16 protein-coding genes and 1 pseudogene are annotated in these 21,662 nt (G+C 54.8%); 14 read left to right on the top strand and 3 right to left on the bottom strand.

What is annotated here, in order from left to right; translation table 11 throughout:
* Positions 1-123 precede the first annotated feature (123 nt).
* The 3 genes from DCX48_21480 to DCX48_21470 all read left to right on the top strand — a co-directional run bounded on the left by DCX48_21480 (position 124) and on the right by DCX48_21470 (position 3,197).
* A complete protein-coding gene (locus DCX48_21480; GenBank protein ID QXE16855.1) occupies positions 124-861 on the top strand; it encodes a LuxR family transcriptional regulator in 738 nt (245 codons plus the stop codon).
* A gap of 491 nt (positions 862-1,352) precedes the next feature.
* Positions 1,353-2,111: a CDP-diacylglycerol diphosphatase gene (locus DCX48_21475; protein QXE16854.1), complete on the top strand. Its 759-nt coding sequence runs from the start codon at positions 1,353-1,355 to the stop codon at positions 2,109-2,111.
* A gap of 147 nt (positions 2,112-2,258) precedes the next feature.
* The gene (locus DCX48_21470; GenBank protein ID QXE16853.1) at positions 2,259-3,197 is read left to right on the top strand and encodes a LysR family transcriptional regulator; all 939 of its coding nucleotides are present in this window, start codon (positions 2,259-2,261) and stop codon (positions 3,195-3,197) included.
* Between the two features lie 12 nt (positions 3,198-3,209).
* Here DCX48_21470 and DCX48_21465 read toward each other — a convergent pair whose 3' ends face one another.
* Entirely contained in the window at positions 3,210-4,340 is a 1,131-nt protein-coding gene (locus tag DCX48_21465; GenBank protein QXE16852.1) for an alkanesulfonate-binding protein, read from the bottom strand.
* Positions 4,341-4,578: 238 nt separating this feature from the next.
* Between DCX48_21465 and DCX48_21460 the strand changes: the two genes are divergently transcribed.
* The 10 genes and pseudogenes from DCX48_21460 to DCX48_21415 all read left to right on the top strand — a co-directional run bounded on the left by DCX48_21460 (position 4,579) and on the right by DCX48_21415 (position 17,699).
* Entirely contained in the window at positions 4,579-6,180 is a 1,602-nt protein-coding gene (locus tag DCX48_21460) for an ABC transporter permease (protein QXE16851.1), read from the top strand.
* A complete protein-coding gene (locus DCX48_21455) occupies positions 6,177-6,986 on the top strand; it encodes an ABC transporter ATP-binding protein (GenBank protein ID QXE16850.1) in 810 nt (269 codons plus the stop codon). Before DCX48_21460 ends, DCX48_21455 begins: the two co-directional genes overlap by 4 nt.
* A gap of 16 nt (positions 6,987-7,002) precedes the next feature.
* Positions 7,003-8,796: a thioredoxin gene (locus DCX48_21450; GenBank protein QXE16849.1), complete on the top strand. Its 1,794-nt coding sequence runs from the start codon at positions 7,003-7,005 to the stop codon at positions 8,794-8,796.
* A gap of 398 nt (positions 8,797-9,194) precedes the next feature.
* A pseudogene (locus DCX48_21445) lies at positions 9,195-9,587 on the top strand (transposase).
* 241 nt (positions 9,588-9,828) lie between these two features.
* A complete protein-coding gene (locus DCX48_21440) occupies positions 9,829-10,605 on the top strand; it encodes an ABC transporter ATP-binding protein (GenBank protein ID QXE17342.1) in 777 nt (258 codons plus the stop codon).
* Positions 10,605-11,432 carry an ABC transporter ATP-binding protein gene (locus DCX48_21435; protein QXE16848.1) on the top strand — a complete coding sequence of 276 codons (828 nt, stop codon included), beginning with the start codon at positions 10,605-10,607 and terminating at the stop codon, positions 11,430-11,432. Before DCX48_21440 ends, DCX48_21435 begins: the two co-directional genes overlap by 1 nt.
* A gap of 87 nt (positions 11,433-11,519) precedes the next feature.
* On the top strand, positions 11,520-12,767 hold the full coding sequence (locus DCX48_21430) for an MFS transporter (GenBank protein ID QXE16847.1): 1,248 nt from the start codon (positions 11,520-11,522) through the stop codon (positions 12,765-12,767).
* Between the two features lie 10 nt (positions 12,768-12,777).
* Positions 12,778-14,289 carry an ABC transporter substrate-binding protein gene (locus tag DCX48_21425; GenBank protein ID QXE16846.1) on the top strand — a complete coding sequence of 504 codons (1,512 nt, stop codon included), beginning with the start codon at positions 12,778-12,780 and terminating at the stop codon, positions 14,287-14,289.
* Positions 14,290-14,326: 37 nt separating this feature from the next.
* The gene (locus DCX48_21420; GenBank protein ID QXE16845.1) at positions 14,327-16,105 is read left to right on the top strand and encodes an ABC transporter permease subunit; all 1,779 of its coding nucleotides are present in this window, start codon (positions 14,327-14,329) and stop codon (positions 16,103-16,105) included.
* 133 nt (positions 16,106-16,238) lie between these two features.
* Positions 16,239-17,699: an AMP nucleosidase gene (locus tag DCX48_21415; GenBank protein ID QXE16844.1), complete on the top strand. Its 1,461-nt coding sequence runs from the start codon at positions 16,239-16,241 to the stop codon at positions 17,697-17,699.
* A gap of 106 nt (positions 17,700-17,805) precedes the next feature.
* On the opposite strand, the gene proP is transcribed toward DCX48_21415, so the two are convergent.
* Positions 17,806-19,308: a proline/glycine betaine transporter ProP gene (gene proP, locus DCX48_21410; GenBank protein QXE16843.1), complete on the bottom strand. Its 1,503-nt coding sequence runs from the start codon at positions 19,306-19,308 to the stop codon at positions 17,806-17,808.
* Positions 19,309-19,590: 282 nt separating this feature from the next.
* Positions 19,591-20,526 (bottom strand): AraC family transcriptional regulator, encoded by a 936-nt coding sequence (locus tag DCX48_21405; GenBank protein QXE17341.1) that lies wholly within the window; start codon positions 20,524-20,526, stop codon positions 19,591-19,593.
* A 122-nt stretch (positions 20,527-20,648) separates the two neighbouring features.
* Here DCX48_21405 and DCX48_21400 point away from each other — a divergent pair, with 122 nt between their 5' ends.
* Positions 20,649-21,635, top strand: coding sequence for a class I SAM-dependent methyltransferase (locus DCX48_21400; protein ID QXE16842.1), 987 nt, complete (start codon positions 20,649-20,651; stop codon positions 21,633-21,635).
* Positions 21,636-21,662: the final 27 nt, after the last annotated feature.

The following is a 21,662-nucleotide window of genomic DNA, read 5'->3' as shown; positions in this document are numbered from 1 at the left end:
CACGAAAAAATTATAAGTGATATCATGGGGTAACAGTAGTTAGACTTAGGTATAGGTCAGCACTATACTTTTATGACGTCATCTATATCATGGGTACATTCTCGCTTTTATTGAGGCCGTTACATGTCTGTATTTTGCTCTGACAATGAAATTATCAATAACACGATAAAAAGCTATCTCGGCCGAAAGTTAAAGCAGTATGGCGACCTGAAATACGCCTATATGATCATGAATAAAAAGAACCCGTCTCAGGTTGTGATCATTTCAAATTACCCGCAGGAATGGGTTGATACCTATAAAGAAAATAATTATCAGCATATTGATCCGGTTATTTTGACGGCGATAAACACCGTCTCGCCATTCTCTTGGGAAGACAACATCGTTATTAATTCTAAGCTGAAATTCTCCAAGATTTTTAATCTGTCAAAAGAATACGATATTGTTAATGGCTACACCTTTGTCTTGCATGACAACAATAATCATCTGGCGGCGCTCTCGATTATGTTTGAAGAACATGCGCCAACGGATATGGAAAGTATTGTTGAGGAAAATAAAGACAAACTGCAAATGCTGCTCATTGCCATTCATGAGAAAATCACCACGCTTTACAAAGAGATGACACAAAGCCCCCAGAGCAAAAAACAAGGTGACAAAGAGATATTCTCTCAGCGTGAAAACGAAATTCTTTACTGGGCCAGCATGGGAAAAACCTACCCGGAAATTGCGCTGATTCTAGATATCAAAATCAGCACCGTTAAATTCCATATTGGTAATGTGGTAAAAAAACTGGGCGTGCTGAATGCCAAACATGCCATAAGACTGGGTGTGGAATTACAGCTCATTAAACCTGAGCCGTTATAATCGCCAGCAAATCTACTTCACCTTATATTCCCGTCATACTTCAAGCTGCTTGTACGTTGGTTTCCCTTACTCACCCCATAAACGAGATTCACCCTTCGGGCCAGCGCTACAAGGCTCGCAATAGCCGCCGCCAGCAGGCATAGCGGAATACCCTCGACTGCGATCCCGTTGACGATACAAGTGCCACCACGCGGATAGCCTCGTGGTTATGACGGCATTATTTATGGCGACGTGGACGTGCGGGTCTATTTGTTCTGATTCCTATCGTCGAGCATCCATAACACAATGCTCTGCTGGGATAACTTTCTGTCATCCCGGCACGTTATCATCCGTTCCTCTTGCCGCTTACTCCCCTTACAATCCGTTACCGATTAGGCTTTGGCCTTTTGCCGCAGGGTCATATTAATGACATCGCCCCTGTTCCATACTGATCATCGGTACTTTCTCATGCTCCGTTTATCCTGATATTTTTCGCCAGCCGGAGACCCGTCATGAAACGCAACACGATCCTGATCTTCACTGTTTCTGCCATCATTTTGCTCACAGCGGCCACAACAATAGGGTGGAAGGTTGTCCGAGGAAACAGTAATGCGCTGTGGGAAATAGTCAGTGAACAGTGCGTGCCCAACCAGCAACACAGCGGTAATCCGGCACCCTGTCTGGAGGTCAATCTGGCAGAGGGCTACGTGCTCTTTGATGACAGAAATGGCCCCTATCACGACCTGCTGCTCCCAGCAGATAAAATCAGCGGCATCGAGAGTCCCGAACTCTTACAGCAAAACACGCCCAATCTCTTCATGCAGGCATGGGACAGACGCGGCCATCTGTCGCGCGAAGCAGGTAAACCGATCAAAGATGATTATATTTCGCTGGCGATTAACTCACGCTATGGCCGCACGCAAAACCAGTTGCATATCCACATTGCTTGCCTGCGCCCCGAAATTTATCAAACGCTAAATCAGCAGTTCCCTACGCTCTCTGGCGACTGGAAAGCGCTGCCCGTGAAAATTAACGGGCACACCTATCTGGCAAAAACGCTCACAGCGAACGAACTGACGCAAAGCGATCCGTTCAAAACCTTGGATCGCTACGCACAGCAGCGAAATGAATCTATCGGCAAATACGGCCTTGCGATGGTTTCTACGCCGACGGGCGAGAAGGTGCTGCTCGCCAGCAGCCTTGACGTGTTCAATATGAGTCTCGGCTCAGTGGAAGAAATTCAGGATTTTTCTTGTGCGCTGGCAAGATAGCCGCTGACCGCGGCCTGACGGCCGCCTTCGCGTGTTGGAGGCCCATAGCAATCAATTCGCTATAACTTATAACGTTTTGTTCATTGCGTTGCTATCCAACCTCCGCCTAAAAAGTGGGGAAAATCGATACTGGTAGGTAGCTGCAATATGCATCTGGATTTACGGCAATTACGCAATTTTCTTGCACTGTCCGAACACGGGAGTTTTGTACAGGCCGCAGAAGCGGTCTGTCTGTCGCAGTCGGCATTCAGCCGCAGTATTCAAGCGCTGGAACAAACGATGGGACATCCGCTTATCGATCGTCAGAGCCGACGCTTTGCGCTGACATGGCAGGGCAATACGTTGCTGCCGTTTGCGCGGCGTATGCAGGAGCTGTCCTGGGAGTTGATGACCGACATGCAGCAAATCAGCGAGGCGCAGGAAGGCGAACTCACATTCGGCTGCGGCCCTGCACCGTCTACCTCGCTGATCCCCAAAGCGGTCGCACATTTCCATGCCCTTCGTCCACGAGCCAGAGTCACCTACAGCGTGGATAACTGGCAATCGCTGCGTGAGCGGCTGTTGGCCGACGAGTGGCCTTTCATCGTTGCCGATACCTGGCAGGCCGAAATGGAAACGAACCTCCATGTGCAGCCATTAAGCCAACAGCGCTGCATCTTTATCTGCCACTCCTCACATCCGTTGGCACAGCAGACAAACGTGACGCCGGACGATTTGCTACGCTTTCCGCTCGCCTCCCCTTTTATGCCCGTCGGCATGCGCAAGGTTTTGGCTGCCCTAACGCGCCAGCCCGACTACCGGCCGCAGATTCAGTGTGACCATATCTATTCCGTCTTCAGTATTTTGCGCCACACGCAGGCTATCAGCTTCGCCAGCGAGGATGGCTTCGCGCTAGGACGATTAAGCCATCAACTGGTAGAAATTCCGCTGACGGGAACACCACCGGAATGGGGAAACATGCAAACCCGCTTCGGTATTGTCACCTGTTTGCAGAGAACACTGCCGCCACTGGCCGAACTGATGATTGAAACCCTACTGGCACAAGACAGGCTGCGCTCACCGGCTCCAGCACTGCCGACCATCTGAACGCCTTGATGATTATTTCACGGGATTGCCGCTGGCGTCATACACCGACCAGTTCGATTCCAGCCCTTTGGCCTTTAATGCTCGATCGGCAAACTGACCGTCGAACCAGTCGCTGGCCGAGAACGTATTGCGAATCAGCCCAGCGGCTTTCGCCCGCTCGATGCTGTCCTGCAAGCTGCTGAGCAGGAATGGGTCGAGGCGTGGCGAGCTTTGGAATGGGAGATCTTCCGCTTTCAGCTCTTCCTGAAAAATAGCCTGTGGAATCTGGCTCTGCTCGGACATCAGTGCCGTGTATTCCGGCAAGTGCTGCGCATCGCCGCTCCACTGCGCATTATCTACCAATACATTCACCAGTTGCTGCGTCGTTCCTGGGTAGCGATCGATAAAATCCTGCGTCGCCAGCACCGCAGCCTGCGTGGTGTTCGTCCAACCGAGCGCACGGCTGGTGGTAACGATATTGATGCCCTGCTTGCGCAATGCCAGCAGAGAGACGCCGCCCCACACCGCATCAACGCGTCTGGCTGCCAGCGCCGCTTTGCCCGCCGTCCAGTCGAGATTAATCACCCGCACATCGCGTTCATTCAGCCCAACACTTTTAATTGCACGTTCAAACGACAGCTGATCGGCCGTTCCTTTGTAGACCGCAATCCGCTTGCCGCGTAAATCCTCAATGCGTTGAATACCCGATTCCGGCGTTACCGCCAGATAAGAATTAGAACCACGCGATCCCACTAGTACCCGCGTCGGCAGACCACCCGCTCGGCCAATAATGGCGGCCAGATCGCCCAGATACACCACGTCCAACTGCTTGTTTGCCAGCGCCTCATTCACCGCTGGCCCTGCGCCTTTAAAGAACGACCACTGAATTTTGATGCCCTGTGGCTCAAATTCTTTCTCCAGCTGTTTTTGAATATGTGCCAGCCCCAACGGCCCGCGGATAAAGGGTTTACTGCCTGCGCTTTGGTCCGGCAAACCGATACGAATCTCCGTCGGCTTCTGTGCATCCGGCGTTACGCTATCGTCCGCCTGTACCGCTGAAACGAGTGCGGCACTCATCAGTAACGTCATGCCAAGAATCTTATTCATTCCCAGCCGCCAGCGAGAATAAGGGGTTATCAACGCTAAAGGGATTGCATGCTGCATACGGTTTTCCTCAATAATCCGTTTCATCTGCCATGAAAACTAACGAACCGTCGGCGTCAGGCTTAAATAACATTTACAGGTTTGCTCAGCGGAAAAAAGCATGAATCAGCGCGGGCGGGCTCAGGCTACGCATATGCATTTCTTGCACGACGGCCATCGCTTTATTGCATTGGCCTTCCGCGTGTAAACCTGTTTTTTATTACTTATTCATCCAGCCGTGGGGATTTCGTGAAATAAAATGAATAAGTCTATAGTGCTGAAAAAAACAGTGACCCTCTGGCCTGCTCTGCCGATAGCGCGGGTCTATTCTCTTGTAGTGCCAATAGTAGTGCCACTGGCGTTACTGGCGCTGTGGTACACCAGCACCCACTACGGCTGGATGCCCGCTCAGATTCTTCCTGCCCCCAATATCGTCGCCAACACCGCTGTCGAACTTTGGCATAACGATCTTCTGCCACAACTCTTTATCAGCCTGCAACGGCTAGTCGGCGGCCTACTGGCAGGTTTACTGGCAGGTTTACTGGCAGGCACGCTGCTCGGTGCGCTCATGGGAGCATCACGCCGTGCCGAACACCTGCTGCATCCGACGGTATACGCGCTGGCGCAAATTCCGACACTAGGCTGGATCCCGTTGTTTATGGTGCTGTTTGGCATTGATGACGGCCTAAAACTGGCGGTTATCATCAAGGCCGTGATTATTCCAGTGACGCTACATACGCAAACAGGCGTGCGCAACGTGCCGCATGCGCTACAAGAAGTCGCCCGCACCCTACGTCTTCCGTGGCACCAGCGCCTCGTCAAACTAACGCTACCTGCCGCGTTCCCAACCTGGCTAACCGGCTTGCGGCTCGCGCTTTCGCAGGCGTGGGTGTCGCTGATCGTGGTCGAGCTGCTGGCATCATCTCAGGGCATTGGCTATCTGCTGGTATGGGGGCGTCAGCTGTTTCAGCTAGACATCGTGTTTGTCTGCATCGCCGTCATCGGGCTAGCTGGACTGACAATGGAGTGGTTGATCAATCAACTGGAGCGCCGTCTGGTCTTCTGGCCGCATCCGCCACTCAGCCAATTAACCACAACACCGTCTCGCAAACTATCGGCACTGGTTTTACCGTTTCTGCTTCTGCTGTTATGGCAGCAGGCCAGCCGCTTCGGCTGGATCGATCCGCTCTTACTTCCCCCACCCGCCGACGTGTGGCACATGCTGCTGCAAGGCATCCACGATGGCTCACTGCCCGAGGCGATGCAGGCCAGTCTGACGCGCGCGCTCGCCGGCGCGGTATGCGGCATTGTCGCGGGTCTCGTAGGCGGCGTGTTGCTGGGACTGAATGCCACCAGCGACGCCCTCTTCACCCCCACGGTCGCGACGCTGCGCCAGATTGCTCTATTTGCCTGGCTGCCACTGCTGACCGCTTGGGTCGGTAACGATGAAGCTGGAAAAATCACGTTTGTCGCACTCGCCTCTTTCTTTCCCATGCTAGTGGCCAGCCATCGCGGCATTCGCCAACGTTCGCAGGCCTTACAGGAAGTCGCGCTGGTGTTGCAACTGCGTTTATCGACTCGTCTGCGAGTCCTAATTTTGCCGGGAGCCGCACCTGCCATCTTTGCGGGTTTACGCCTGTCGCTGATTTACGCCTGGCTTGGCACCATCGGCGCAGAATATTTCATGTCATCCGGCACCGGAATCGGCAGCCTGATGATCAACGCTCAGCAACTGCTGGACATGCCTTTGATTATCAGCGGCATGTTATTGATTGGATTAATGGGCGCGGTGCTCGACCGCGTCGGATTAGGTCTGGAACAGCGGATGACGCGCTGGCGTTCCGCAGGAGAAATCGAATGACGTCCATAACCCCTGATGTGCCACCGCCAGTGGTGCAGTTCGACCACCTGCGTAAACAGTTTCGCGTACAGGGCGAAGCACTAACGGTGATTGAAGATTTTTCATTGTCGATTCACAGCGGTGAGCTGGTGGCAATTGTCGGCAGCAGCGGCTGCGGCAAATCCACACTGCTGCGCATGTTGGTCGGGTTAGATAACGACTATCAAGGGCGTGTGCTGGTAGAAGGAAAAACCGTGCGCGGCATCGGACGTGAGCGCGGCATGGTGTTTCAGGAACCGCGCCTGTTTCCATGGCTGACGGTGCGGCAAAACATCGCACTCGGGCTGGCGAATGAGTCAATCAGCGAAAAAGATCGCAAACACCTGATCGACCACTTCATTCAGTTAGTGCATTTGCAGGATTTTGCCGACGCCCTGCCCGCCCAACTTTCCGGTGGCATGGCGCAGCGCGTGGCTATCGCGCGCGGGCTTGTCGGCAATCCACGCATCTTGATGCTGGATGAACCTTTTGGCGCGCTGGACGCCCTGACCCGTCAGCAGATGCAACAGGAGCTGCGTCGTATTCATCAGGCAGAAGGCACCACCACGCTGTTGGTGACACACGACGTCGAAGAAGCGGTCTACCTCGCCGACCGCGTTGTCGTGCTGGCACCGCGACCGGGCCGTATCCGACAGATTGCAACCATTTCGCTACCACATCCGCGTCAGCGTGACAGCCAAGCTTTTCACCAGCAGTGCAGCGATCTACTTGCGCTACTGACGCAGCCTGCCGACATGGCTACCGCCCTCTCTTCTCTGAACACGTAAATACTGGAGCACCATCATGGGACACCCTTCCGTCTACCCAACCGGCACGACAATTTTCAACCCGGAAAAAGCCTGGGGCGGCTACACCGTCTTTCAGGCACTGGAGCGCGGCGCAGTGCTGGTGGATATGAACGGCACCGAACTGCGCCTGTGGGAAGGCCTGCACGGTTTCCCTAACAAAATTCTGCCCGGCGGTTACATCCTCGGACACAGCGGCGAACGTGATTCGCGCTACGGTATGCAGGACATGGTCGATCTGATTCAGGTGGACTGGGATGGCAACGTCGTCTGGAAATTCAACGGTTATGAACACATTACCGATCCAGACCTTCCACCCGAATGGATGGCGCGCGTCCATCATGATTACCAGCGCAGCGGCAATCCGGTCGGCTATTACGCACCGGGGCAAGAACCGCAGTCGATTGGCGGCAACACGCTATTGCTGGCGCACACCAACCTGCACAATGAACGCATCAGCGACAAACTACTGCTTGATGACACCATCATAGAGGTGGACTGGCAGGGTAATATTTTATGGGAGTGGCGGTGCAGCGACCATTTCGACGAGCTGGGCTTTGATGACGATGCCAAAACCGCGCTGTACAACAATCCCAACCTGCGCAAGAGCGGCGGCGGGATGGGCGACTGGATGCATATCAACTCGATGTCGGCACTCGGCCCCAATCCATGGTTCGATCAGGGCGATACCCGTTTCCACCCCGATAACATCATCTGGGACGCACGCGAATCCAACATTATCGCCATCATCGACAAGCTGAGCGGTAACATCGTCTGGCAGCTTGGCCCCAATTACAACACACCTGAACTCAAACACATCGGCTGGATTATCGGCCAGCACCACGCGCATATGATCCCAGCGGGTTTGCCGGGCGCAGGCAATATTCTGGTGTTTGATAACGGCGGTTGGGCAGGCTACGGCACACCCAATCCGGCATCCCCCGATGGGGTGAAAAATGCCTGGCGCGACCATTCCCGCGTGTTGGAAATCAATCCGGTAACGCTGGATATTGTCTGGCGTTATTCGCCTTACGAAGCGGACATTCCACACCCTACCGACGCCTTCCGTTTTTACAGCCCGTACATCAGCAACATCCAGCGCCTGCCGAACGGCAATACGCTGATTAATGAAGGGGCCAACGGCCGGCTGTTTGAAGTCACCGTCGATCATGAGATTGTCTGGGAGTTTATTTCCCCCTACTGGGGTAAGACGGTGAACACCAACATGCTGTATCGCGCCTATCGCGTGCCCTACGAGTGGGTGCCACAGCTATCGCGCCCGCAGGAAACGCCAGTCATAGCCCCCGACAACACTCAGCTACGCCAGCCCGGAGCCGCCGCGCCCGGCTTCGCCAGCGTCATTCGTATTGACGGCACGCGCCCTTATAAAAAGAGCGGCGATGCCCTGTGCGTCGCGACCGACAGCGAAGACCTCAAGCGCAGCCCGAAACTCTTTGCCGTCAACCGTGAGCGCTTTGCTCCGCTTACCGCCGACGATTGGACAGAACTGGCAACACAGGCTGGCCCACAGCTGTTGCTAATCGGTGCAGAGCGCTGCGTCCACTGTAAGAGCCTTTACCGCCAACTGGAAACAATTCTGGATAACGAGGAATACCGCCAGTTGCCGAGCCATTATCTGGACGCCGATCATCACATTGCACTGGCGGAGAAACTGGCGGTAAGAACACTACCGACCCTACTATGGCTTGAAAACGGTGAAGAACAGGCTCGACTGAGCGGCGCACAACAGCCCGAACGCCTACGCCAATGGCTGGCAGAGCAGCAAGCCTAAACCTCACGACATTTAACGCGATCTCGCTTCCAGTGAGATCGCTTCTATCCATCCACATTGATTTCTACGCACATGTCACAACTTATGATGGTTTCTCCATCATCCGGCTTAAAAAATTATGCAGCGGTGGGCGTGACCGCCGAGTGAGCGGCATGGACGCCGCGAAAGCCAGTGCCGCGCAGGGAGCGCGTCACTGGCGGTTCGATTAGCGGTCATGGACACCGATGGCATCGCGTAGCGACATAATTTAGCCGGAAGCCAGGGTTCTCAGGGCTACGGCAATTGAGTGCCCTGAGTCGGGCGCGTGTACGGTATCAAAGATGAATAGCGACTGGGCAGCGCACGAAACCATCTCTGAATTTCCATAGAAGTGTGATCAAAGGATGGCGATACACCACGATATGCTGGAACTGGCGCAAGATATCGGGATATTATTTGAACGCTGGCAGATACCACTGCCGCAAAAAAGAGCGATACTGTTTTACATCGCACGAAGCGGTAACACATCAAAACCCGCAGAGTTTATTGAGGCCGTCGCGCAATCTCTGTCAACGGATCGGGAGGCAATCATGACCATCGCGCAGCAGCTAGAGAAAATCGGGTTTGAAAAAGGCATCAAACATGGCATGCAGCAAGGAATGCAACGGGGTATGGAGCAAGGTATAAAAACCAGTGCTCGCCAGATTGCTCGCCAACTCCTGTTAAGCGGCATGGAACCGGCTCAGGTTTGTCAGATGACTCAGTTGAGCGCAGCAGAACTGGCACAACTCAGTAATGAATCTAACGAGTAACCACTCAAGATACACCGCGTTTCCCTACGATTTACTCTCCCCTTTCTCATCACCGACGCAAGGGGTTAAGGCTGCGTTGATAGCGTGATTTATTCGCTCTGGATCACATTTCCTTTGCATCATTTCGCCTTAATTTGTTATGTTATTACATATCGATTTACATCAACCCTATACGCAAGCCATGATCAACTGGGACAGACATACAGACGCCACGCTTCAGGTAGAGAATCTTAGCCTGTCTATTGGTGGTGAAACAAAAGTCAGCGATATCAGCTTTACGCTGTTCGCAGGTGAACTTGTCTGTTTACTCGGCGCGTCCGGTTCAGGTAAATCCCTCACCGCCAAAACGGTAATCGGCACCCCACCCGCAGGATGCCAGATTAGCGGTAGTATTTGGGTTAATGGCGAGAATGTCAGCCAGTTGAAAGCGCTGGCACGCCCGCATACCAGTCGCGTCTCTGCCGTTTTTCAGGATTCTGCAACAGCCCTTAATCCCCTCATGCCGTTAGGAAAGCAGCTCTCGCTGGCGTTGAAAGCTCCCTCTTCTGCTGAGCTTTCTGCGCTTCTGGCTGCCATGAAGCTGGACGATATTCCCAATCTGCTGCAACGCTATCCTGCCGAACTGTCAGGTGGTCAGCGGCAGCGTATTTGTATTACCCTCGCGCTGCTCGGCAAAACTCGCTTACTGGTCGCGGACGAACCAACAACCGCGCTTGATGTCATTACCCAGCAGCAGGTATTGCAGGTGTTACAGGAACGTAGCGCGCAGCCAGATGCGCCTGCCCTGTTATTTATTACGCATGATATCGCCGTGGCCGCCCAACTCTGCCAGCGCGGTCTGGTGATGGAAAACGGCCAGATCGTTGAATCCGGCAGTATGCGGCAACTCCTGAATGCACCACAGCATCCCTATACTCGTAGTCTGGTCGCTGCCGCGCGTCGCGCTGACAATTTTTTATCAACCACTGCCTTATCCAGCAATGTGTTCCCCACCGCCGTTGCGGGAGCGCTTGCCTGATGAATCACCACCTGCATGCGGTGTCCTCACCGTTTTTAAGTCTTGAGCACGTCAGCCGCTATCGCCAGACGCCGCGTTTGCCGTGGCAAAAGGCCGATCCTGCCAGCGCCATTTTTCACGACCTGTCGCTGAATTTGCAACAGCATGAACGCGTCGGGCTGGTCGGTGCCTCAGGCTGTGGTAAATCCACGCTGCTAAAAACCCTGCTTGTGCTTGAAGCGCCAGAGAGTGGCGCGGTGTACTGCGACGGCAACCTGATTAAGCCCGGTTCGGTACGCTCGCTACTTTGGTATCGCCGCCGCGTTCAGTATATTCCGCAGGATCCGGCAGGCTCCCTCGCCCCACGCCAGCGCGTCGCCGATCTCCTCGCTGAGCCACTGAAGCGGCTCCGTCCCGACGAGCGCAGTCGCGCTAGTGAAAAGAATTTACGTGAGGTTATGGATCAAGTAGAGCTAAGCATCACGCTTCTGGACAAGGTCGCTGGGCAGCTTTCCGGTGGGCAGGCACAGCGCGTTGCACTGGCGCGAGCACTGATTATCCGGCCTGAGTTTTTATTGGCAGATGAACCCGTCAGCGGTCTGGACTTGCCGCTACGTGAACAGATCAAAACCCTGCTTCAACAGATCACTGAACAAAACAAGATGGGATTACTGATGGTATCGCACGATATTTCCATGCTCGCCGGACTGTGCGACAGAATGCTGGTCATGGACAGCGGATGCATCATTGAAGATCGCCCTACCGCCGAGATACTGGCTTCACCAGAACAGGCGCACACCGCCCGTTTATTGCAGGCCGTACCTGGGCTGTCGGCCTCCGGCTATTAGCTCGCTAAAAACACACGTTTTACAAAATAAAAAACCACGTCAATAACACATCTCCCCATTGCGGAGATTTTTATAACGGATGATTGAATGTCAGACCTTACCGCCAACCGCGCCCCACGGCCTTATCCCCCGTTGCTTCTGGGTAGCCAGCTTGTTTTCAACATTGGTTTTTATGCCGTCGTGCCGTTTCTGGCTATTTTCCTGCGCGACGACATGCTGCTTTCCGGCTGGGCTATTGGGCTGGTAATTGGCTTTCGCACCTTCTCTCAACAGGGCATATTTTTAGTCGGCGGCGCGCTGGCCGATCGCTTCGGTGCACGCGTAACTATCCTGTGCGGCTGTGTCGTGCGTATCAGCGGCTATCTCCTGTTGGCGTTGGGCGACTCGCTATGGCCGATAATCCTCGGTGCCTGCCTGACCGGTGTCGGCGGTGCCCTGTTCTCCCCAGCCATTGAAGCGCTGATGGCACAGGCCGGTACGCAGAGTGAAAAAGAGGGAAAACGCAGCCGCTCCGAGTGGTTCGCCCTGTTTGCGATTTGCGGCGAGCTGGGTGCGGTGCTGGGGCCATTGCTCGGTTCGGTGCTGGCCGGATACGGATTCCAGCGCGTGGCGCTGGCGGGTGCAGGCGTTTTTGTTATCGCACTCATCGTGCTGTTTTTCAGCCTGCCGCCAACACAGCGAAATCAAGCTGAATTGCACATCGCTCCGTGGTGGGAAACCTTTCGCCAGCGGCGTTTTGTCGCCTTCATCATTGCCTACAGCGCTTACCTGTTCAGCTATAACCAGCTCTATCTGGCGCTACCGGTTGAACTGCATCGCTCCGGCAGTAGCGAAAAAGATCTCGGCACGCTGTTTGTGCTGGCCTCTCTACTGGTGATCGGATTACAGCTCCCACTGGCGCGTTTTGCTCGTCGGGTTGGTGCGGCACGCATGCTGCCATTAGGTTTCGCGCTGCTGTCCGCGTCCTTCTTTAGCGTCGCGCTGTTTGCCTCCACCACGCCGCCGGAAGGCTGGCAGCGCCTGCTCCCCGCGATCTCATTAATTACTCTGCTGACGCTGGGACAGATGCTTATCGTCCCCGTCGGGATGGACCTCATTCCACGCTTTGCCAACAACAAGAACCTGGGTGCGCACTATGGCGCACTGGCGTCAATGGGCGGCATCGCCGTGCTGGTCGGCAACTTTGTGCTCGGCAGCCAGCTCGATCGCGCGCTAACGCCATCGCCGCAGGCTGCGATTCCATGGGTGTTGCTCGCTGCCGTACCGTTGTGTAGCTCACTGGCGATGATGGTTATCTGCCGCCCGTTTAAATCCACTTCAACCGTGAATGAATAAGGACAGACTGATGAATATGCGTAATACCCTGTGGCCTATTTCCGGTCTGCTCTCAGCTACGCTGCTGCTTTCAGGCTGCTTTAATGAACCTGAAGAAAACCACACCTCGCATCATGACGGTCGAATCAAGCTGGCGATGCTCCAGCCACCGCGTTCAGGTCTGACGCCGCTGAGCGATGACGCCTTTAAACTGTCGCGCTGGAGTACGGCAGAAACGCTGGTGGTGCTCGATAAACTCGGTGAGGCACAACCCGCTCTGGCGACGAAATGGCAGCAGATCGATGATAAATCCTGGCGTTTTGAACTGCGTCCGAACGTCCATTTTCATGACAACACCACGTTAAACGCCGCCACGGTGGTCAATGCGCTTACGGTGGCCTCTACCGCCTCACCTAAACCTCGAATTCTGGATGGCGTGCAGTTAACGGTCAAAGCCGATGGCGATAACGCCGTCATTGTCTCCACCGCCAAAGTAGATCCGCTACTACCGCAGCGTTTATCCAGCCCACAGTTGGCGATTCTTTCCACTACGGCATACGGTAAGAATGGCGTCGTCAACCCGATCAATACCGGGAGCGGCCCGTTCGTTCTGCGTACTGTCACGGGCACCAGCAGCGCAGTGTTGGATAGATTCGATGGTTACTGGGGCGAGAAAGCACAGTCCAGCGGTATCGACGTCAGCTTTGTGTCCGACGGCGCGGCACGTGCCGCCGCTCTGCGCACTGGCACGGCAGACATTGTCGAAGCCATTCCCGTTTCTCAGGCACCGCTGCTGGATCAATCGCTGGTGCATGAAGTGCCTATGCCACGTACCAACACGCTGTATCTGAATACGCGTCATGGCGTGATGCAAGACCCTGCCATGCGTGCTGCCGTACGCGATGCCATCAATCGTCAACAGTTGGTGGATAACGTGTATGAGAAGCGTGCCGATGTCGCACAAGGTCTGTTGGGACCAGCACTACCGTGGGCGGCGACGCTGCGCCAGCCTGTGGCAAATCCGGTTAAAGCCGGAACGCCCGCTGGCGCGACCATCACGCTGGCAACCTTCAGCGATCGCGCCGAGCTGCCTGAAGTCGCGGTCTATCTGGCACAGCAGCTCACCGCCGCCGGATTTACGGTGAAGCAGGTGGTGCGTGAATATGCGCAGATCGAGTCTGACGCGCAGGCTGGCAAGTTTGACGCCTTTATTTTGTCCCGCGCTACTGTGCTGGATTCAGGCGATCCGGTGGCTTATCTGTACAGCGATTTTGCCTGTGAAGGGTCATTCAATATCGCACAATTGTGCCAACCGGAAATCGATCAAGCGCTGCAAAAAGCTGCCGCGATCCCCGCAGGAGAAGCGCGCCGACAGGCCATCATGCAGGCAGAAAACCTGATCCTCGCCAGTGATGCCGCAATCCCGATGCTGCATGAGCGAGTGATTCAAGGTGAGAGTGCTCAGGTAAAAGACGCACTGCGTGATCCGCGTGAACGCACGTTGATTAACACCGCCACGCGCATTGCTACCGGCACGAAATAACAGGTAACGCACCTGCAACCAGAAAGATGACGAGTTTATGAGCGAATCGCTATATTGCCGCACCTGCGCGACCATCAACCAGACACAACGTCCGCGATACGGCGTGCTGATCCCGCTATTTTCGCGGCTGCTGACGCTAGCGGGGATTGTGGTATTAATTGGTATGCTGCCGTGGTTATCCGGTCAGGATCCAGCGCTGGCGCTGCTGCGTGCTCGCTCCGGCGAGCAGGAAGCGACAGCGGAGACGCTAAATGCGATTCGCCATTCTCTCGGGCTGGATCAAGGCCCACTGCAGCTGCTATTGAACTGGCTGACTGGCCTGTTGCATGGCGATGCGGGCAATTCCTGGGTTTCAGGCCAACCGGTGCTTCCAGGTATGTTGCAGGCGGCTGGCGTATCACTCACGCTGATGGCCTCCTCGGCGCTGGTGGCCTTCACGCTGGCTGCCGTGCTGTGTGCTTCTACCTTTCGACAGGGGTTGCGCGGTCAGGTTCATCGTTCAGGCGGCCTGTTCGCTGCCTTATTTACCGCATTGCCAGAGTTTCTGCTGGCGTCGTTCCTGCTGATCGTCGGTGCCGTCTGGCTACAGTGGTTCCCACCCTATGGCTGGCTGGGCTTGCACTATGCGGTGCTACCGTCGCTGGCTCTGGGTATCCCGGCAGGTGGTTATCTTGGTCGGATTATCGCAGATGCGCTCTCCGCCACCTTTAGCGAGAATTGGTTAACGACCTGGAGCGTCGCGGGGGTGAACCGTCGTCATATCGCGCTGGCAGTGCTGAAACGCACGTTGCCCAGCGTGATGCCGCTCGTCGGGCTGGTACTAGTATCGTTAACTGGCGGGGCAATTGCCGTCGAAAAAGTGTTCGCTATTCCCGGTCTGGGTCGCGCAACGCTGGGTGCGGCGGCGGCGCAGGACCTCCCCGCCTTGCAGGTCGGCGTGCTGATTCTCTTACTCATCGCTTCTCTAGCGGGTATGGCAGCAAGCAGCGTACGGCTGCTGATTCTCGGACGCGCGCTGCACAGCGGTGCAATGCCAGTGCCAGAAGAACGCGATAATTCCGTGTCTCGTCATGCCATCTGGCTACCGATTATCTGCGCGCTGCTGCTGGTATTTTTGTTGCTGGCAGGGTTACCGCGCGATCCTTATAGCTCCGCCTTTCTACGTCTGCAACCGCCATCGTTCCTGTTGCCTTTCGGCGCAGACGCCATGGGGCGTGATTTGCTGGCACGCGTTGCGCACGGTACGTTAAATACCTGTCTGTTGGCGCTGGCGGTATCGCTAGCCTGTCTGGCGATTGGCCTGTTAGTTGGATTATTCCCGCGTCTGCTCACCGGTCCTATAGAAGTCACTAACGCCCTGCCACCGGTGATTGCCGGACTGCTGGTTGCCGCCGTCAATGGCCCAACGGCAACGGGGGCGGCGATTGCCGTGATTGCCGTCAGTTGGGCACCGCTGGCTGCCCACACGGCGGCGCTGGTCGCTGAAATCAATGCACGCCCTTATATTCGGATGCTGCCGATACTCGGCGTGGGGCCGATACGGCGCAGCCTATTCTATATTCTGCCCGCGCTGGTTGGCCCGCTTTTCCGTCACGCGATGCTGCGACTGCCCGGCATCGCGCTGGCGCTGGCGTCTCTCGGCTTCTTAGGGCTGGGCGCATCACCGCCGACGCCGGAATGGGGACGCGTACTGGCGGAAGGTATGCCGTATATCGAACGCGCATTCTGGGGCGTGCTGGCACCGGCTGCTGCACTCGGTGTGCTGTCGATACTGGCCGTAAGCGCGGCAAACCTCTCTGGTCGCCACAAGCACTAGCGCTCTTCTCTTCACGATCGCAGACCCGCCAGATTTCACGATGGCGGGTCTGCACATCTTCAGTTACGCTGTGAGCTAACTTCTGCCGAAATACAGAATGTGAATAGTGCAGAGTGTGAATAAAGGAGAGAACATGCATAACAGCGGATCCCACGTCAGTCTTACCGTCACTCAGACTCTGGATAAACTGGAAGCGCTGTATGATGATGCCGTCTCAGCACTGCGCGACGCCATCGGGGGCTTCATCAATGATGGCTCGTTGCCCGACGCCACTGCACGTGCCGCAGGACTATTTGCCTACCCAGCCTTACGCGTCAGTTGGAATGGCAACTCGACCAGCCATCCCCGACATCGCGCCTATGGCCGTTTTACCCATCCCGGCAGTTATTCCACCACCGTCACCCGTCCCGCATTCTTGCGTGCTTATCTGGCGGAACAACTGGCGCTGCTGGAAGGGGATTATGACGTCACCATTGAAGTCAGCCCGTCACAGCAGGAAATTCCGTTCCCCTACGTGCTCGACGGTTCCGATCTGATTCTTGACCGCTCTATGAGCGCCGGCATCGCCAAACATTTCCCAACCACGGAACTGTCACAGATTGGGGATGAAACGGCAGATGGCCTGTTTCACTCCACCACTACGTCGCCGCTGTCGCACTTCGACGCGCTGCGCACCGATTTCTCGCTGGCGCGGCTCCGCCACTATACCGGTACGCCGGTGGAACATATTCAGCCGTTCATTCTCTTCACCAACTACACCCGCTATGTCGATGAGTTTGTGCGCTGGGCCTGTGCACAGATTGCCGATCCTGATAGCCCCTATGAGGCGCTGTCCTGCGCGGGTGGCATCTATATTACCGCCGACACGCCTAACCCCGAGCAGGCGGTTTCCGATCTGGCTTGGAAAAACCACCAGATGCCCGCCTATCATCTCATTCCCCGCGAGGGTAAAGGAATTACGATGGTCAATATCGGCGTCGGGCCATCTAACGCTAAAACCATCTGCGATCACCTCGCCGTCATGCGCCCGCATGCCTGGTTAATGATCGGCCACTGCGGCGGCCTGCGCGAAAGTCAGTCCATCGGCGATTACGTGCTGGCACACGCTTATCTGCGTGACGACCACGTTCTGGATGCCGTTCTGCCGCCGGATATCCCGATTCCGAGCATCGCTGAAGTGCAACGCGCGCTGTATGACGCCACTAAGATGGTCAGCGGGATGCCGGGGGAAGAGGTTAAACAGCGCCTGCGTACCGGCACCGTTGTCACCACCGATGACCGCAACTGGGAATTGCGCTACGCGGCATCCGCTCTGCGGTTTAACCTCAGTCGCGCTGTCGCGGTGGATATGGAAAGCGCGACGATTGCCGCACAGGGTTATCGCTTCCGTGTGCCTTACGGTACGCTGCTGTGCGTCTCGGATAAACCGTTGCACGGTGAGATTAAACTGCCGGGACAGGCGAACCGTTTCTATGAAGGAGCGATTTCGGAACATTTGCAGATTGGCATCTGCGCCATCGATCTGCTGCGGGCGGAAAGCGACAAACTGCACTCGCGTAAGCTACGCACCTTTAACGAGCCTCCGTTCCGCTAACCGAAGGATATTGCTCAGGCGGCCGACCGCAGTCGGCTGTTCTGGCAGAATGAGACATAGCAAAAGCGCCACGGATGTGGCGCTTTCCTCGTTCAGTGAGACGAGGCTAGTTAATTTCAGGGTGCTGTTCAGACAGCCGTTTTCTTTTCTTCTCCAGTTCAGCAATTTGCTCATCAATGTCTTCTATTTTCTGCTCAATATTGTCGTACTGTTCCTGCAGCAGCTCTTTGGCTTCGGTGCGATCCGACGCCGCAGGCGTGGCACCTTTCAGCGGCTGGTTTGCCGTTTCTCGCATCGACATCCCAGTAATCAGACCGATCAGCCCAATCACCATCAGGTAATACGCTGGCATATACAGATTGCCGGTCGACTCCACCAGCCAGGCTACCGCCGTCGGCGTAAAACCTGCCACCAGCACGGAAACGTTAAATGACGTCGCCAGCGCACTGTAACGAATATGCGTAGGGAACAGTGCAGGAAGCGTCGATGCCATCACACCAGTAAACGAATTCAGCAGTACGGCCAACATCAGTAATCCACAAAAAATCAGCCCAATTACATCACTGTTGATCAAGATAAAGCTGGGAACTGACAGTAGCAACAGCCCGATACTACCGCAAATAACAAATGGTTTTCGCCCGTAACGGTCGCTCATCAGCCCCATCACCGGCTGCACAAATAGCATCCCGATCATGACGGCGATAATAATCATCACCCCATGATCTTCGGAGTAATTCAGGCTGTGTGAAAGGTAACTCGGCATATAGGTTAGCAGCATATAATAGGTAACATTGGTGGTAATCACCATCCCAATACAGACCAGCAACCCTCTCCATTGTTTAGTCACGATCTCACGCAGAGAAATCTTCGGCGGAGATTGAATACTGTCTTTCGATTCTTTATCAATATTGTCTACGTGCTGCTGGAACGTCGGCGTTTCTTCCAGCGCATGGCGCAGATAAATCCCGATTAATCCAAGCGGTGCGGCAATAAAGAATGGAATACGCCATCCCCATTCCAGAAAACTTTCTTCCCCGACAATGGAGGAAATCACTACCACAACGCCCGCCCCCATTACAAACCCAGCAATAGAGCCGAAATCCAGCCAGCTACCTAAAAAGCCGCGTCGCCTGTCTGGGGAATATTCGGCAACGAAAATAGCCGCACCGGTATATTCTCCCCCGACGGAGAAACCCTGCGCGAGTTTCGCTAACAGCAACAATACCGGCGCCCAAATACCGATAGATTCATAGGACGGAATCAAGCCGATACAGAATGTGCTCACCGACATGATAATAATGGTGATCGACAACACTTTCTGGCGACCGAATTTATCCCCCATTGCACCAAAGAATATCCCGCCGAGCGGTCGAACCAAAAAGGGAACCGAGAACGTTGCCAGCGCCGCAATCATTTGCACACCCGGATCGGCTCCGGGGAAAAAGACCTGTCCGAGTGCATACGCCACAAAGCCGTATACGCCAAAATCAAACCATTCCATAGCATTGCCCAACGCGGCGGCGGTAATGGCTTTTTTGAGTCTGGCATTATCGATGATTGTAATATCCTGAATTTTCATCGGTTCAATTTTTTTCTTTCTTAATCTCATCCCTTTTTCCTTTGCTTAAAAAGCGGCAATTTATTAAAAATAAAACGACTTATTTCATGCACAGGGAACCACCCGACTGCACATTGAAAAACAACCGCTTATTGGCCGCAATATTCGTTACACGTTGATACTGCTGAATGGAGTATAGAAGAGTTTGGATAAAGGCTCAGTTTCACGCCCCAGAATGACGCTGCATGCTTAAATAACGCACGGGAATATAATGAAAGGAAAATAATGGTAAAAGGTTATGACAGAACGGTTATATTATCTCCTGAACGTAATTTACTTCCGCGACGCAATCATTTTCGGATTACGGTTAAAATAGCGCGTAAATGCCAGACTGAAATTAGCCGGATGTCGATAGCCAACTTGCCAGGCAGTCTGCGCCACCTGAAACCCTTGTTCCAATAGCTGGTGCGCCCGCTCCATTCGCATCCGCAATAACATTTGACCCGGCGTGCTCGCAAAGCAGCGATGAAACCCAAGTTTGAGTTTGGATTCACTCATCCCAGACTGTGCTGCAATACAGGCTAGCGTCAACGGTTCAGCCAGATGTTCACGCATCCAATGGCATACTCGATCCAACTGCTGCCGTTCCTGTGGATGAATGCCGCCGCGTTCGCCCTTCGGTTGCAGAAGATGTCGATACTGCGATAACAGACTTAAGGCGTGGATATGGCGATTCAGCGGATCGGCGTCGCCGCACAGCGCATTCACATGCACTTGGCTGGCCGCAGAGACAGACGCAAATGCTCGCTGCTGTAGCCCATCATCACTAAACAACTGTTCCGCACATTGCGCGCCAAAATAGCGGATAGCCGCTGCTTTCCCCACCAGTAGCCGTAGCTGATCGACCTGCTGCTGAGCCTGATAATGGCGTTCGCCCACGCTAGCACCAAACGTCGTGATAGTGACATGCTGTTGACGAAACCAGACCTGTGAACCATGGCTATCGTAATAGGCCGATTCCCCTGCCAGCGCAAACGTCATGACCAGCATCGGCTGTGAATGTGGGTTGTGTGTTTCCTCCACCAACGCGCGACGAGGACGGTATTGTGAACGAGCCAATGACAGATCGGCATCAATACGGCTGAAATCCGACCAGCATTCACCGATGCCATCTGGCAAAGTACGGCGTGAGCCCGAGATATCCGCCTCACTCGTACAGCACCGATCGCCTGCGGGTTTTTCACTTCGCCTCTGTCGCTGTCTTTGCATCATCTTCCTTCGCCGTTTCGCATATGAAAAACGCCGTTTCGCATAACAATGAACATAATAACCATTCTCATTTATAGATAGCATACTCCCTATCGACAGACCATCAATGAGAAAGACCGCTTATGAACCCACTAGAGACATTATGGCAGCTTGCCGCCAACAGCGTGAAAGCCGACGTTTTACATCTGGCTTTGGAACAGCAGATTTTCGACCGACTGGAGGATGTCACCGCGCCGGAACAACTGGCGGAATCACTGGGATGGCAGCCGGAGAAAACCGGATTTCTGCTTGAAATCCTATGGAGTATGCAGCTTTTGACGCGCCATCATGGCGGTTATCGCACCGCATCCGCCAGCTCTGCCGTGCTCTGTCGCAGCAGCCCGCGTTTTCTCGGTGACGCCTGGCGTTTTCGCCTCACCAGCCTGCGCCAGTTTGGTCAGGGGCTCGCCGACGGTATGCACCAGCCGCTGCCTGCGCAGTTGAGCGAGTTACCCCGCGATGCCGCGTGGGCCAGTGCGGCAGAACAGCAAATCGCACAGGAGCAGCGATCGATAACCGCAGACCTTGCCGATCAACTGCTCTCCAGACTGCCGGATTTCCCGCAAATCAGGCACGTTCTCGATCTGGGCGGTGGCCCCGGCTGGGTGGCGATTACGCTGGCGCTGCGCCATGCCCAGATCTCCGGCACGATCTATGACTTGCCGCAAACTGCCGCCGTAGCACAGCGTAATATCAACGCTGCCGGATTATCCGCACGACTGTCAGCACAAAGCGGCGCGTTTCCCAGCGAGAAATACGATCTAATCTGGAGCTCTTCATTCCTGCATTTTGTCGAGGATATTCCCGCCATGTTGTCCACGCTTTACAACACGCTAACGCCGGATGGCTCGTTGGTTCTGGCACAGGCGGAGATTCCCGAAGAAGCCGACGATGCCGCACCGATTCTGCCGTTCTATCTGCCGATGCAAATAAGTGGCCGCCACGTCACGCAGGAAGGGCAACTGACACAGTGGCTAGTGGAAGCAGGTTTTACCTCTGTCGAAACCCGGCGTCATCAGGCATTTCCCATGGCACCATTAAATGTGCTGATCGCGCGTAAACACAGGTAACCACATCTGCTCATCAACGGTAGGGCA

The sequence above is a fragment of the Pectobacterium atrosepticum genome, from assembly GCA_019056595.1.
Taxonomy (GTDB): domain Bacteria; phylum Pseudomonadota; class Gammaproteobacteria; order Enterobacterales; family Enterobacteriaceae; genus Pectobacterium; species Pectobacterium atrosepticum.
Note: the sequence above shows the minus strand (reverse complement) of the source record. Positions and strands in the feature narration are given on the sequence as shown.